Below are 14116 nucleotides of genomic sequence, written 5' to 3' on the forward strand. Positions count from 1 at the left end.
CGGACGGCGGGCCCCGCGCGGAGGCCGGGGAGGGTTCACCCGTAACCGGGAGGACTCCCGTGGGTTAGCAGCTCGGAAGACGAGGGAGTCCGCATGGCACAGCAGCACAGGCAGTCCCTGCGGCCGCGCCTGCGGTACCGGTTCGACCGTCTGGTGGCCGGGGGGACCGCCGCCCTCATCGGCTGGCTCGCCCTGGCCTGCCTCGCCGTCGTGATCCCGGCGAGCACGGTCCTCGTCTGGGCCGACCGCGGCGCTCCGACCACCCTCTCCGGCCGGCTCACGGCCGTGTGGGTCAGCGTCGGCCAGACCCTCAAGATCGGCGGCGCGGTCGGCTCACCCGTCTACGTACTGGCCTCGGTCACGCTCGCCCTGGTCGCGCTGCTGTTCGTGTCGACGCTGGTCAGTCTGATCACCACCGGCATCAACCGGCGGATCATGGCGCTGCGCCGCGGGCACTCCACCGTGGTGGAGGCGGGGCACACCGTCGTCCTCGGCTGGTCCGATCAGGTCTTCCCGGTGATCGGGGAGCTGGTGGCCGCCAACGCCAACCAGCGCCGTTCGGCCATCGCCGTCCTGGCCCCGATGGACAAGGTGGAGATGGAGGACGAGATCTCCACCTCCGTCGCGAGGACCGGTACGACGAGGATCATCTGCCGCAGTGGCCGCACCACGGATCCCACGGTGCTGGCCCGGTTGAGCCCGCAGACCGCGAAGGCCGTGCTCGTCCTGCCGCCCGCCGGGGAGAGCGGAGACGCCCACGTCGTGAAGACCCTGCTCGCGCTCGACGCCGCGGTCCCCGGACCCGGTGACGCGGTGGTGGTCGCCGCCGTCCGTGACACCCGCAACCACCTCACCGCCCGGCTGGCGGCGGGGCCCGGCGGGCACGTCCTGTGCGTCGACGACATCATCGCGCGGCTCCTCGTACAGACCGCCCGTCAGCCCGGACTCTCCCTCGTCTACCAGGAGTTACTGGACTTCGCGGGCGACGAGTTCTACACCGCCGCCGCCGGGGGCCTCGCCGGCCGCACCTTCGGCGAGACCCTTCTGGCGTTCACCTCGTCCTCGGTGGTCGGCCTGCTGCGCGGTGACGGCGTCGTCCTCAACCCGGACCCCGGTACGGTGATCGCCGCGGGCGACCGGATCGTCCTCGTCTCCGAGGACGACGACACGGCCGTGCCCCTGGACGCGGCCGCCCTCGTCGAGGAGGACGCGATCCGGACGGCCCGTCCGCGGGCCCCGCTGCCCGAACGCCTGCTCCTCCTGGGCTGGAACCGCCGTGCCCCGCTCGTCCTGGAACAGCTCGACCAGTTCGTGAGCCCCGGAACCACCCTGGACGTGGTGGCTCTCGGCGGCGAAACGACCCTGCGCACCAGCCCCGAGGCCACCGCGGTGCGCGACCGCCTCGAAGTGTCCTTCCACGGCGGGGACATCACCGATCCCCAGGTCCTGGCGAAGCTGGACGTGCCGTCGTACGACAGCGTGATCGTCATGGCCGAGCCGGCGCCCGGAACGGAAGCGGCCACCGTCATCGCCACGAACACGGACATCGACACGGATACCGGGACGGACGACCGGACGCTGGTCACGCTGCTGCACCTGCGCGCGATCGGCGGGGCCGCGCAGCGGGAACTCTCCCTCACCACCGAGATGTCGGACGACGGCAACCGGCTGCTGGCCCCTGCCCGGGAGGGCGCCGACTTCATCGTCAGCGGCCGTCTCATCAGCCTCCTCATGACCCAGATCTCGGAGAGCCGCTACCTCGCCGACGTGTTCGAGGAGCTTTTCAGGGCTGAGGGGAACGAGCTCCACCTGAAGCCCGCCTCCGACTACGTCCGCACCGGCCGCGAGGTGGCCTTCGCCACCCTCGTCGAGTCGGCGCGCCGCCGCGGTGAATGCGCGGTCGGCTACCGGCTGCGCGCCCGGGCCGCGACGGGCCCCGACTTCGGGGTGCGGCTCAATCCCGACAAGCGCGAGCGGGTCCGCTTCGGCGAGCACGACTGGCTGATCGTGCTCGCCGAGAGCTGAGGCACTTCGGTGGAAGGCCGGCTGAGCCGGAAGAGGGCTACTGCGGGCCTGCGATTCCCAGGTGCGCCGCCAGGGTCATGAAGGCCGCGGTCAGGGCGGGCACGCCGGCCTGGGTCAGGTAGCCCACGAAGCCTCCCATCAGTTGCTGGAGCCGTGAGGGCGAGGGCTCGTCCCCGGCCGCCTCTCCCTGCAGCTCGTGCAGGGCCCGCCGCGCACCGTCCTCCTGGTCGGTGGACAGGCCGAGCCGGGGGACGAGGCCCAGCATCAGCTCCACGAACGGAGCCACGGCCGCCGCCGTTGCGGAGTCGGCCGAGATGGTGGTGGAGGTCTGTTTGCCGTGGTCACCGCTCTGGAACTGGCCGGTGGCCGCGCCGTGAATGGTGATGTTCCGGGTTCCCTGGTCGTCGGCCATCTTCCCGTCCTTGTCTGGTGTCTCGTGGGTGCGCGGAGCGCAGGTCAGCCGTTCGAGGGTGTGCCGAGGCACTCGGTTCCCGCCGGGCCGCCGAAGGACGAGCAGGGGACGCGTTCCAGGGGCGGCTCCTGCGGCGTCGGCATCCTGGTCACGCCGGGAGCGATACGGACCCTGGGGAACTGGGCGAAGGCTCCGGCCAGGGCGCTCGCGCCGGCGTCGCTCACGTCGGTGCTGGACAGGCCGATGTAGCGCCCCGTCGTGAGGTTGAGCGTGCAGGTCCCGGTGCCGTTCGGGTACTTCTCCTGGCGGCCGCTGCTCTCGTCGGTACCCCTGCCGTTCGGGTCGAACGGGCTGGGGGAGGCGGGCCCTTCGTCGCAGCCGAACCACTCGGGCTCTCCGTTGAAGGGGCGGGAGAACCCACGCGTGTTGCCCGTGATCTTGGCCGAGAGGCTCATCTTCGTGTGGAGGGGTACGACGAACTCACAGGTGCGCGGGGGCGGCGGCCCCGCGTTCTGGTCGAGGTTCAGAGGCGGTTGGACGCAGGGTTGTGCACCCGGCGTGTCGGGGGTGACGGTGACCTCGAAGTCCGTCGCACCCAACTCGACGTGTACCAGGGCGGTTCGTGGTGCACCGGTGGGTCGGTCTCCGGTCAGCCGCAGGCACTCCCGTCTGGCGGGCTCGTCGTCGGGGCTGGTCGTCGTGGCGCACACGGTGCGTTCGCCGTCGGCCTTGACGGTGCATGCCGCGGAGGAAGGGCCTTCCTCACATCCCCAGTAGACGAGGCTCACACCCTGCGGGAGCGGTTGGGCGGGAATGACCTGTACGGGGCCCCGCTCGCCCTTGACCACCTGCGAGACCTTCGTGCAGCTGGTTTTGCCGGTCCCGCCCGGGCAGGGGCCTTCCGGGACGCCGGGCATGTCCCGCACCTCGAAGAGGCTGGTCGCGACGTGGACGTGCAGGGGCACGGTGGGCGGGGCGGCGGAACCGCCGCCCATGTTCAGGACCGTGACGGTGCCGCCCGCTGCCGCGAGCAGCGAAGCTCCGATCACCACCTTGGCGAACAGCGAAAGACCGACCGGATCCACGGGTGGAACGGGGGCTCCCGTGCCCGGTGGCGGGCCGTGCGTCGGCGTGGGAGGGCCCGCCGGAGGATGCGGGGGCGGCGGCTGGCCGTGCGCCGAGGAGGCCGAGCTCGTGTCGGGGTGTGAGCCGGGGCCCGGGTCCGATCCGGCGCCGTGGTCCGAGCCGGGGCCGTGGTCCGATCCCGATCCGGTGTCCGATCCGGTGTCCGGACCCGCGCCCGTGTCCCCTTCCGTGCCCCCGCTCGTGTCCGTTCCCGTACGGGGATCGGGGCCCGGGAACGGCGTCGGACCGGGCGCGGTCAGGGCCTGGGCGCCTTCGGCGACGGCGGCGCCGGTGTGGTCACCGAGGGCGTACCAGGCGGCCGCGGCCACGCCGAACGCGGCGGCGGCGGCCGCACGCTTGCCCGTCACCCACGAGCGCACGCCGGATTCGTAGGTGAAGTAGGCATGGGCCTGCTCGTCACCGGCCTGGCGGGCCGAGGCCAGGCCCCGGGTCAGGATCCGCCCCCATGCGCCCCAGCGGAGGGAGCACGCCAGAAGGGGGGCCGCGGCCCTGGTGAGAGCGACGCCCAGGTCCGGCCGGCCGGCCCGGCCGACGGCGTCGGCGAGTCCCGCGATCAGCAGGCTGTGGTCCGCCAGTGCCGCGGGCCCGGTCCGCCGGGCGGACACCCACGCGGTGAGCCGGGCCACGGCCTCGGCGAGCTGCCGGGCGTCGAGCGCGAGGTGCTCCGGCAGCGTGCCGCTCGGATCGGCGGCCAGGCGGACGTGCTGCCCGGTGACGCTCAGCACTCCCAGCCGGGCCAGCCGACCGACGGCTTCCTCGACGGCGTCGGTGGTGGCGCCCGGTACCAGCGGCGTGAGCACCTCGACAGTGGTGTGCGCGTCCGGCACCGTCGCGAGGAGCGACAGGACCTGCCGGGGCACGCCGACGAGCCCGGCCACGGCCCCGCGCAGCAGTCCGGGAACCTCGGCGGGCGCCGGCAGCAGCGCCGTCCCCCCGTCCCCGCCGGGGCGTGCCAGGGCGGCCGCCCTGATCAGCGCGTACGGATTGCCCTCGCTCGCCCGCCACAACGAGGCCGCCGTGTCCGCCTCGGCCGGCAACAGCGGACGTTCCAGTTCCCGGGCCAGCAGCTGCAACCCGGCCGGCGCGGGGAGACCGGCGAGGGCCACGTCCCCGCCCTCCCCCCACAGCAGGCGTTCGCGCGAGCTGAAGGCCAGGGTGGCGGACGGCATCGCGTCCTGCAGCCGGGTCAGCTCCCGGGCCGGTACGTCGAGGTCGTCGACGACGACGCAGAGCCGGAGCCCGGCGAGGAGGCGGTGCAGCTCCCCCTCCCCCGGGCGGTATCCCGGGGCGTCGTAGCAGGCCTCGAAGACGCTCTGGGTCAGGTCGTCGACGTCCTTGCCGTGCCCGCTCAGGAACACGACGCCGTCGTGGTGGCCGATCTCGAACACCGCCTGCCGGATCAGGGTGCTCTTGCCGATCCCCGCGGGCCCGTGCACCCCGGCCGGTTCGTTGCCGGTGATGCTGCGGACCAGCGAGGCCAGCTCGCCGTCCCTGCCGAGCGGCGGCCGGCTCGCACGGCGCGGCAGCCGTTCGATGCGTGCGCGGCGTACCGGCTTGGGCCGTTCGGCCGGGCCCACCACCGTCACGGCGGAGTGCGTCGCGTTCACTGTGATGCTCAGGACGTCGTTGTTGTCACCGGTGACGAATTGACCGAGGGCGTCGCCGCCCACGGACAGGCTCCGGTCTCCACCCGCCATTGTCCCTCCCGCCTTGGCGTACGGAACGTCTCGGCCAGCATTCCGCGTCCGTGCGCGGCGCGATACCGGAATGGCGTACTCCTCGTCCCCGCCGAGGAGATGAATCGTTTTACCCCGAACCGCCACCGGCGGCCCGGCTCCGCACGCGCTGCGGAGCCGCGACCACCGATCCGCCGTGGCTCCCGGCACGGTCCAGGGGACGTACCACCGCCGTACGGCCGTCAGGGGGCCGAGTGGACCTCCAGGGCGGTGCGGACCGCGGATTCCAGGGCTCCTTCGATCCACGCCGGCTTGATGGAGGTGTGGCAGCCCGCGAAGTGCAGGTTCCCCTCGGCCTTGCGGACGTGCGGGAAGAGTTCGGTGTGCTGCCCGGGCAGCAGGACGGAGGCCTCGCCGTACGCGTACGGGTCGCGCATCCAGGACTGGGTGCGTCCGACGCCGGTGTAGAACACCTCGATCCGCTGCCCGAACACCTCCTGCACGCCGGCGAGCGCCCTCGGGTAGCGCTCCGCGTCGTCCAGGGAGTCCCACTTCAGGGCGTCGTCCGACCAGCTGTAGGAGGCGAGCACCACACCGCCCGGGCTGCCCTCGACGGGGTAGGACGGCTGGAACATGAACCGGTTGGGGTTGTCGGTGGCCGAACCGCCGCCGATGACGTGCGCCGCCTCGGGCTGGTCGCGGGTGACGGCGCGGCAGGCGGCGTAGTGGGCGCGCTGGGCCTCGGAGATGTGGCCCTTGGGTACGGAGGGGTGGGCGCCCAGCAGGATCCCGTCGGCCGGGGTCCGCCCGACCTGGTAGTTCCGGTACAGGCCGGGCTTCACGGCCTCCAGCTCGCGCTTCCAGTCGGCCTCGTCGAACTCCCACCAGCGGCGGCTGAACTCCAGCAGCACCTTGGTGGCCGCGTCGTAGTGCAGTTCGGTGATCGCGCGCCGCTTGCCGTAGGAGAGGGCGGGGGCGATCGGGATGTGCCGCAGTCCGGAGAAGGGGACGGTGACGATGGCGGTGTCACCGGTGAAGCTCTCGCGCCGCACGGCGCCGTCGCGGCCCTCGGAGACGGTGTCGACGGTGACCTTGCCCTCCCCGTGGGTGATCCGGGTGGCACGGCGGTCGAGCCGCACGACGTCCTCGACCCGGGCGTAGAGCGCGTCGGCCAAGGTGGCGGTGCCGCCGGGCAGTTCGAAGAAGGCGGTGTCGGGGCTGATCAGCGAGGCCCCGATGAAGCTGTGGATGAAGGCGAGGTGCAGCCGGGAGGTGAGGTTCTCGACGGTGCCGATCAGGTCGATCGTGCGCTCGTCGAGCCCCGCTTCCTCGGTCAGGTAGCGGTACATCGACATGTGGCCGTACCGCTGGATGACGTGGGCCCAGCCCTCGACGAGCGCCTTGTCCTTCTTGCCCTCGATCTCCTTGCGCACGGGCGCGAAGGCGTTCCGCACGATCTGCGCGGCGGGCAGGGACTCGTAGGCCGCGGGGACGCCGAAGGAGCGGTTGAGGGCCTGGGGGCTGCGCGCGTAGTCGGCGCGGCGCACCCGGATGCCGTTGACGAGGATCCACGTACGGTAGGCGGGGCGGCCGGAGCCGTCGACGTCGACCAGGTGGAAGCGCCGGCGCTTCAGGCCGAGGCTGTCGATCAGCCCGGTGACCAGCGGGTGGCTGTCGGGGATGCGCATGGCGCCGGCCTCGGCGTACTGCTTGGGGTCCGCGAAGGCGGCGTCCGACTTCTCGTGGCCGCCGGTGCGGAAGGTCTTGACACGGCCGCCCACGCGGTTGCCGTTGGCCTCGATGACGGTGACCTGGTGGCCGGCCTCGCGCAGCAGGTGGGCGGCGGTGAGCCCGGCCGGCCCGGCGCCCACGATCAGCACCTTCTTGCGGCTGCGGGAGCGGGGCAGGCCGGTCTTCAGGAGGACGTCCGCGTAACGGGGCACCAGGGGCTGGTCGTCCTCGTCCCGTACGAGGATCGCCCGGGCGATGGTCAGGCAGGTGTCCCAGTCGGGGCGCGCGGAGCCGGAAGGGGCGTTCGGGGTCCCGGCGTTCGCGGCGGCGACCGACAGCCCGCCGGCGCCCGCGACGGCGGCGGCTCCCGCGATGACGGTACGGCGGGAGGGGCGCCGGGCGGGCGCGGGCGACGCGGGCGATGCCGCGCCGGGGCCGGGCGCGGGATCGGGGGTGGGGTCGGGCGTGGGGGAAGAGTCCATGATCATGGGTCAACTCTCGTTGCCCGCCCTCCGCCCGGACGCCGAAAGCGGGCCGGGCGGGAAATGATCACCCGGACGTGCGGGCCGGTCAACCCGGTGCTGACGAACGGGGTTTCGCACCCGGAACGGCGGCTCGGGGGCCGGTCAGCGGACCCCGCGCACCCGCTGGCTCGTGAGTTCGTACCGGGCCCCGACGACGGCGAGGCTCCCGGCCGCGACCCTGGCCGCCAGCTCGGGTTCGGCCCCCAGCCTCGACCGCACCAGGCGCACGTTCGCGGTGATCGCCGCGTCGATCCGGGCCGCACCCCGCAGCGTACGGTCGATCGCGGGGTGGATCTGGTCGATGAGGTACTGCATGTGGCCCGGAAGCGGTGGTCCGCCGTCGTCGGCCCGGACGGCGGCGGCGACGGCCCCACACGACTGGTGCCCGAGGACGACGATCAGCGGGATGCCGAGCTCCAGCACCCCGTACGCGATGCTCCCGAGCACCGCCTCGTCCAGCACCTCGCCCGCCGACCGCACCGTCAGCAGGTCGCCGAGGCCCTGGTCGAAGACCAGCTCGGGGGGAACGCGGGAGTCGACGCAGCCGAGGACGACGGCGAACGGGTGCTGTCCGGCCACCACGGTCCGGCGCACCGTCCGCGTCTGGTCGGGATGTCGCTCGTGGTACGTGCGCCAGCGCGCGTTCCCCGCCACCAGGGCGCCGAGCGCGGTCTGGGGCGAGGTGGGCCGCGACACCGCCGCCCCCGCGGCGCGGACCGGGTTCGGGGTCCCGCGGGAACCGGACCCCAGCCCGGCGCCCACCGCCACCGCACCCGTCAGTACCGCCCGTATCACCCGGCGCCTGCCCGGGCCCTCGTGTCGTGGGGACATGCCGGATCCCGTCGTCCGCCGTTCCTGACCCTTCACACGCGGGTCCAGTCTCAGCGGGCCCCCTCGGTGGCGCAATCGGGGGCCGGGCATTCATCCGTGTGGCCCTGTCGTTCGAACCGGCGTGCAGGGTCGGTGCAGGTCAGTGCAGGTCGGACCGCGCGGGCGTGTCGTCGAGGAAGCCGCCCGACTGGTGCTGCCACAGCTTCGCGTAGGCGCCCTCCGAGGCGAGCAGTTCCTGGTGGGTGCCCTGCTCGACGATCCGCCCGCCGTCGAGGACCACGAGCTGGTCCATGCCGGCGACGGTGCTCAGCCGGTGCGCGACCACGAGCGCCGTCCGCCCTTCCATGAGCCGCCACAGCGCCTCCTGCACGAGGATCTCGCTCTCGGAGTCCAGGGCACTGGTCGCCTCGTCGAGCAGCAGGATCGGCGCGTCGCGCAGGATGGCCCTGGCGAGGGCGACCCGCTGGCGCTGTCCGCCCGACAGCTTGACCCCGCGCTCGCCGACCATGGTGTCGAAACCGTCCACGAGCCCTTCGGCGAACTCCGTGACGTGCGCCGCCTCCGCAGCGCGGCGGATCTCGGCCTCGGTGGCGTCCGGCCGGGCGAACGCGATGTTCTCCCGCAGCGTGCGGTGGAACATCGCCGGGTCCTGCGGCACGTACGCGATCAGGCTGCGCAGGTCGGCCTGGGACAGCCGGCTGATGTCCTGGCCGCCGATCAGGATCCGGCCGGCGTCGACGTCCGTCATCCGCAGCAGCAGCCGGGTGAGGGTGGTCTTGCCGCCGCCCGACCGGCCGACGAGCCCGATCTTCGAGCCGCTGGGCACGGCCAGGTCGAGGCCCTCGAAGAGCGGCTTCCCGCCCCCGTGGGCGAAGGTGACCCGCTCGAAGCGGACGTCGGCGGATCCGGCGGGCCGCAGCGGTTCCGGGGAGACCGGGTCGAGGACGGTCGGCGGCGTCAGCAGCAGCTCGGTGAACTGCGCGGCCTCCGTCATCGAGCTCTCCAGGCGGCGGTAGATCTGGTTGAACTCGAACATGATGCGCGTGGCGCTGGAGTAGTACGCGAAGGCGACCACGACCGCCTCCACCCCGCGGCCGCTGCCGGCGAGCGCGATGGCCAGCAGCAGGCCCAGCGCGTTGGTCAGCACGGACATCGGCGCGACGATGGTGTCGATGCGCAGGTTGCCGTAGTCCCACGAGCGCAGGGTGAGCCGCCGCGACTCGGCGACCCGCGAGCGGTGTTCGGCGGCCTCGCGGTCCTCGGCGGCGAACGCCCGTACCGTGTCGATGTTCATCAGGCTGTCGGCGACGTGCCCCGAGACGCGGGCGATGGCCGCCTCCCGCTGGACGACGAGCGCCTGGCGGCGTCGGATCAGGGGGGTCACGCACAGGGCCGTCAGCACGATCGGCACCAACAGGGCGCCCACGAGCAGCGGTTCGTAGTGCCAGAGCACCACCGATCCGAAGATCAGCGGTACGAACCTGCCCACGAGCGAGAACGTCAGCGTGTCGACGAACTCCTCGAAGCGGGAGGCGAAGCTCAGCACCCGCTTGGTCAGGGACCCGGCGAAGTTGTCGTGGAAGAAGGCGGCGTCCTTGGCGAACAGCTCGTCCATCCCGATCACGTACAGCTGCTCGATGCCGCGGGCGTCGAGACGGTTCAGGCAGTGCAGTCCGAGGCGCCAGAGCCCTTCCGCGAGCAGTAGGACGGCGGCGAAGCCGAGGACGTAGGGGAGCATCGGGCCGATGTCGAAACCGGTGCCGGCGGCGGCAGCGGTATCCTTCCCGGCGCCCTCGGCGATGCGTGCGACGAGCTTGGCGACGACCAGGGGCGCGATGTAGTCGATGCCGATGTTGCCCAGCGCCGGGAGCAGCATCGCGGGAACCGTCAGCCACTTGAGGCGGGCGAGCTCCCGTCCGTAATAACGAAGGGCGAGGAGCACCGGGCCCCGGCCCGGCGAACCTTTGCGTGATTCAGGCAATTCCATCCCAACCCTGCTTTGGCGGACCTACAGGACAGGATTGGCAGTCTCCCGCGACGGCACCGGCGCAGTCCAAGCGTTTTTCGCGGAGAGGGCGGCCTAACCGGCCGCCAGCACCGCGGGGGTGGGGCCGTCGGGGCGGACGGTGAGGCCGTACACGGCGCGGGCGGGGAGCGAGCGGAAGCGGGGGACGTGCGCGGGCAGCAGCCGCTCCAGGAGGACGGTCGACTCGCGGAGGGCGAACTGCATGCCGAGGCAGGCCCGGGGGCCGATGCCGAAGGGGAGGTAGCTCCCCGGGTGGGTGGGGCGCCGGCCGGGGGTGGTGAAGCGCCCCGGATCGAACCGGGCGGGGTCCTCCCACAGTCCGGGGTCCCGGTGCGTGAGGTGGGGGCAGACGATCACGTCGGTGCCGGCCTCGACCGCGTATCCGGCGAGGACGTCGTCCTGCGCCGCGCAGCGCGGCAGGATCCACGCGGAGGGGTAGAAGCGCAGCGTCTCGTTGACGAGTGCCTGGACGGCCCGGCGCCGCTCGGGGGACCCCTCGGCGCCTGCGGCGAGGGCCTGTTCCCGTGCCCCCGGGTTCCGGTCCAGCAGGAGGTAGAGCCAGGTCAGGGTGGTGGCGGTGGTCTCGTGACCGGCGACCAGCAGGGTGACCAGCTCGTCGCGGATCAGCCGGTCGGTGTACTCGGGGCGGGTTCCGGCCGCGTCCAGCAGGACGTGCAGCAGGCCGGGGCCGTGGGGTCCGGCCCCGCCCGTGCGGGCGGCCGCGATGGCGCGGCTCGCCACGGCGTCGATCCCGGCCAGCTCGGCGGAGACGGCCTGCCGGGCGGCGGCGCCGTCGGCGGGCAGCTGGGGCAGCGCGGCCACCACGGTGGGTACGGCGGCCAGTTCGCGCTCGGTGGTGGGGTCGAGGGGGTGACCGGTCAGGGAACGCCAGATGGTGTCCAGGGCGAAGCGGCGCATCTCCTCGCCGACGTCGAGGACCTCCCCGCTGCGGGCGTACGCGGCCCAGCGCGCCGCGGTGGTCCGGGCGGCGGCGGCGATCCGCTGCTCGTAGCGGCGCATGCCGGGGCCGGTGAACTGCGACTGCAGCAGCTTGCGTTGCCGCTGCCACGCCTCGCCCGTCGCGGCCAGGACCCCGTCGCCGATCAGCAGCCGGGCGCGGTGCGAGCGCTTCACGTACCGGTCCGGGTGGAGCGCGAGCACGTGCTGCACGGCCTGGGCGCCGGTGACCAGCACGGTCGGGCGCGGCCCGAGCCGGAACGCGGCTACCCCGCCGAGGTGTTGGCGGGCCTGGACGAAGAGGTCGATCAGCTCTCCTCCCCCGTCCCGCCACTCGGTGACGAGGCCGGGATCCAGCTCGGGGACCCGGCGGCCGTCGCAGGACGGACTCGGGAGGGGACCGGGGCGGGCGTGGGTGGCCACGGGCGTGCTCCTGTTCGGTGGCACCGGGTGCGGTCATCACGCACTGTAAGGGAGCCACCGCACCACGCGACACCCCGCCTCGGCCCGGGGGCGGGGTCCCACGGGGCGGCGGGCGGAGGCCGGCGGCGGCGGGCGGAGGCCGGCGGGTTCTGGCCGAACTCCGCCGGAATCCGACTGCCGTTCGCCTGGCGTATGCGCCGCCGTCACGCCAGGCTCCCCCTCCGGTACCCCGGGCGCGCTCTGCTGAGGGCGCTCAACCACCCTCAACCGCAGAGGTCGTTCCCGCCATGGCAGAACTCAACCGCCGCCGCTTCCTGCAGCTCGCCGGCGGCGCCACCGCGCTGACGATGCTGAACGACAGCATCGCCCGCGCCGCCGCCATCCCCGCCCAGGGCACCACCGGCACCATCGCCGACGTCGAGCACATCGTGGTCCTCATGCAGGAGAACCGGTCCTTCGACCACTACTTCGGCGCCCTGCGCGGCGTCCGCGGCTTCGGCGACCCGCGCCCGGTGACGCTGCCCAGCGGCAAGTCCGTCTTCCACCAGTCCGACGGCACGAAGGAGACGCTGCCCTTCCGCCCGCCGTCCGACGACCTCGGCATGGAGTTCCTCCAGGGCCTGAACCATGACTGGGCAGGCGGACAGAGCGCCTTCAACAAGGGCAGGTACGACAACTGGGTGCCCGCCAAGACGGCCACCACCATGGCCCACCTGACGCGCGAGGACATCCCCTTCCACTACGCCCTGGCGGACGCCTTCACCATCTGCGACGCGTACCACTGCTCGTTCATCGGCTCCACGGACCCCAACCGCTACTACCTCTGGTCGGGCCACACGGGCAACGACGGCCAGGGCGGCGGCCCGGTCCTCGACAACGCCGAGGCGGGCTACGGCTGGACCACCTACCCGGAGCGGCTGGAGGCGGCCGGGATCTCCTGGAAGGTCTACCAGGACATCGGCGACGGCCTCGACGCCGCCGGCTCCTGGGGCTGGATCAGCGACGCCTACCGCGGCAACTACGGCGACAACTCGCTGCTCTACTTCGACGACTACCGGAACGCCAAGCCGGGCGACGCGCTGTACGAGAAGGCCCGCACCGGCACCAATGCCAAGGCCGGCGAGGGCTACTTCGACCAGCTGCGCGCGGACGTCGCCGCCGGCACCCTCCCCCAGGTCTCCTGGATCGCCGCCCCCGAGGCCTTCAGCGAGCACTCCAACTGGCCTTCGAACTACGGCGCCTGGTACATCGCGCAGGTCCTGGACGCCCTCACCTCCAACCCGGACGTGTGGGCCCGTACGGCGCTGTTCATCACCTACGACGAGAACGACGGCTTCTTCGACCACGTCGTCCCGCCGTACGCCCCCGCCGGCGCCGCCCAGGGCCTGTCGACCACGCCCACCGCCCTGGACGTCTTCCCCGGCAAGCCCGGCTACGTCGCCGGACCGTACGGCCTGGGCCCGCGCGTGCCGATGCTCGTGGTCTCCCCCTGGAGCACCGGCGGCTACTCCTGCTCCGAGACCTTCGACCACACCTCCGTCATCCGCTTCATGGAGAAGCGCTTCGGGGTGACCGAGCCGAACATCTCGCCCTGGCGCCGCGCCGTCTGCGGTGACCTCACCTCCGCCTTCGACTTCGCCCGCAAGGACACCGGCACGGCCCCGCTGCCCGACACCGGACCCTGGTTCCCGCAGGACCGCGAGCGCCACCCCGACTTCCGGGCCACCCCGCCGGCCGTGGGCGTCATGCCCCGCCAGGAGAAGGGCCTGCGCCCCACCCGCGCGCTGAAGTACGCCCCGTACGTGGACGGCGCGGCGCTCGTCGCGGAGGGGAGGTTCCGGCTGACGTTCAGCGGCGGCCCGGACCTTGGCGCGCAGTTCCACGTCACCTCCGGCAACCGCAGCGACGCCCCCTGGACGTACACCACCGAGGCCGGCAAGTCGATCGGGGACACCTGGAACACCGCGTACTCGGCCGGGGTCACCGACCTGACCGTGCACGGCCCGAACGGTTTCCTGCGCGCCTTCCGCAACCCCGGCACCACCCCCGGTCCGGAGGTCACCGCCCGCCACAACGCCGCCACCGGGAACCTGGACCTGACCGCCACCAACGCCGGGTCGTCGACGGCCACCCTGACGGTCACCAACTCCTACGGCGGCGGGCCCAAGCGCCTGACGGTGGCCAAGGGCGCGACCGTCACGTACAGCGTCTCGCTGAAGAACACGCGGCGCTGGTACGACGTGACGGTCACCGCCTCGCAGACCCCGGACTTCGTCCGCCGCTTCGCGGGCAAGGTCGAAACGGGCGCGGCCGGCCTCTCGGACCCGGCGATCCTCACGAACCAGTCCTCCTGACCCACCACCGC

Annotated in this window: 8 protein-coding genes; 2 read left to right on the plus strand and 6 right to left on the minus strand. The window is 72.9% G+C overall.

What is annotated here, in order from left to right:
• The first annotated feature begins 93 nt into the window (after positions 1-93).
• The gene (locus ACZ6JT_RS05025; RefSeq protein ID WP_469207273.1) at positions 94-2025 is read left to right on the plus strand and encodes a CASTOR/POLLUX-related putative ion channel; all 1932 of its coding nucleotides are present in this window, start codon (positions 94-96) and stop codon (positions 2023-2025) included.
• Between the two features lie 37 nt (positions 2026-2062).
• Here ACZ6JT_RS05025 and ACZ6JT_RS05030 read toward each other — a convergent pair whose 3' ends face one another.
• From ACZ6JT_RS05030 to ACZ6JT_RS05055, 6 genes are all read right to left on the minus strand, one after another.
• Positions 2063-2437, minus strand: a complete 375-nt coding sequence (locus ACZ6JT_RS05030) for a hypothetical protein (protein WP_469207274.1) — start codon at positions 2435-2437, stop codon at positions 2063-2065.
• Between the two features lie 44 nt (positions 2438-2481).
• Positions 2482-5280: a hypothetical protein gene (locus ACZ6JT_RS05035; RefSeq protein ID WP_469207276.1), complete on the minus strand. Its 2799-nt coding sequence runs from the start codon at positions 5278-5280 to the stop codon at positions 2482-2484.
• Between the two features lie 221 nt (positions 5281-5501).
• Entirely contained in the window at positions 5502-7472 is a 1971-nt protein-coding gene (locus tag ACZ6JT_RS05040; protein ID WP_469208202.1) for a flavin monoamine oxidase family protein, read from the minus strand.
• Positions 7473-7616: 144 nt separating this feature from the next.
• Positions 7617-8345, minus strand: a complete 729-nt coding sequence (locus ACZ6JT_RS05045) for a carbonic anhydrase (RefSeq protein WP_469207279.1) — start codon at positions 8343-8345, stop codon at positions 7617-7619.
• 139 nt (positions 8346-8484) lie between these two features.
• On the minus strand, positions 8485-10332 hold the full coding sequence (locus ACZ6JT_RS05050; RefSeq protein ID WP_469207280.1) for an ABC transporter ATP-binding protein: 1848 nt from the start codon (positions 10330-10332) through the stop codon (positions 8485-8487).
• A gap of 93 nt (positions 10333-10425) precedes the next feature.
• Entirely contained in the window at positions 10426-11751 is a 1326-nt protein-coding gene (locus ACZ6JT_RS05055; RefSeq protein ID WP_469207282.1) for a cytochrome P450, read from the minus strand.
• A gap of 287 nt (positions 11752-12038) precedes the next feature.
• On the opposite strand from ACZ6JT_RS05055, the gene ACZ6JT_RS05060 reads away from it, so the two are divergent.
• Positions 12039-14105: a phosphocholine-specific phospholipase C gene (locus tag ACZ6JT_RS05060; RefSeq protein WP_469207284.1), complete on the plus strand. Its 2067-nt coding sequence runs from the start codon at positions 12039-12041 to the stop codon at positions 14103-14105.
• The last annotated feature ends 11 nt before the right edge of the window (positions 14106-14116 follow it).

It is taken from the genome of Streptomyces sp. NPDC046308 (assembly GCF_055588065.1).

Coding starts and splice junctions, on each gene's coding strand:
- ACZ6JT_RS05025 (WP_469207273.1), top strand. CDS start 94: ATGGCACAGCAGCACAGGCAGTCCCTGCGGCCGCGCCTGCGGTACCGG.
- ACZ6JT_RS05030 (WP_469207274.1), bottom strand. CDS start 2,437: ATGGCCGACGACCAGGGAACCCGGAACATCACCATTCACGGCGCGGCC.
- ACZ6JT_RS05035 (WP_469207276.1), bottom strand. CDS start 5,280: ATGGCGGGTGGAGACCGGAGCCTGTCCGTGGGCGGCGACGCCCTCGGT.
- ACZ6JT_RS05040 (WP_469208202.1), bottom strand. CDS start 7,472: ATGGACTCTTCCCCCACGCCCGACCCCACCCCCGATCCCGCGCCCGGC.
- ACZ6JT_RS05045 (WP_469207279.1), bottom strand. CDS start 8,345: ATGTCCCCACGACACGAGGGCCCGGGCAGGCGCCGGGTGATACGGGCG.
- ACZ6JT_RS05050 (WP_469207280.1), bottom strand. CDS start 10,332: ATGGAATTGCCTGAATCACGCAAAGGTTCGCCGGGCCGGGGCCCGGTG.
- ACZ6JT_RS05060 (WP_469207284.1), top strand. CDS start 12,039: ATGGCAGAACTCAACCGCCGCCGCTTCCTGCAGCTCGCCGGCGGCGCC.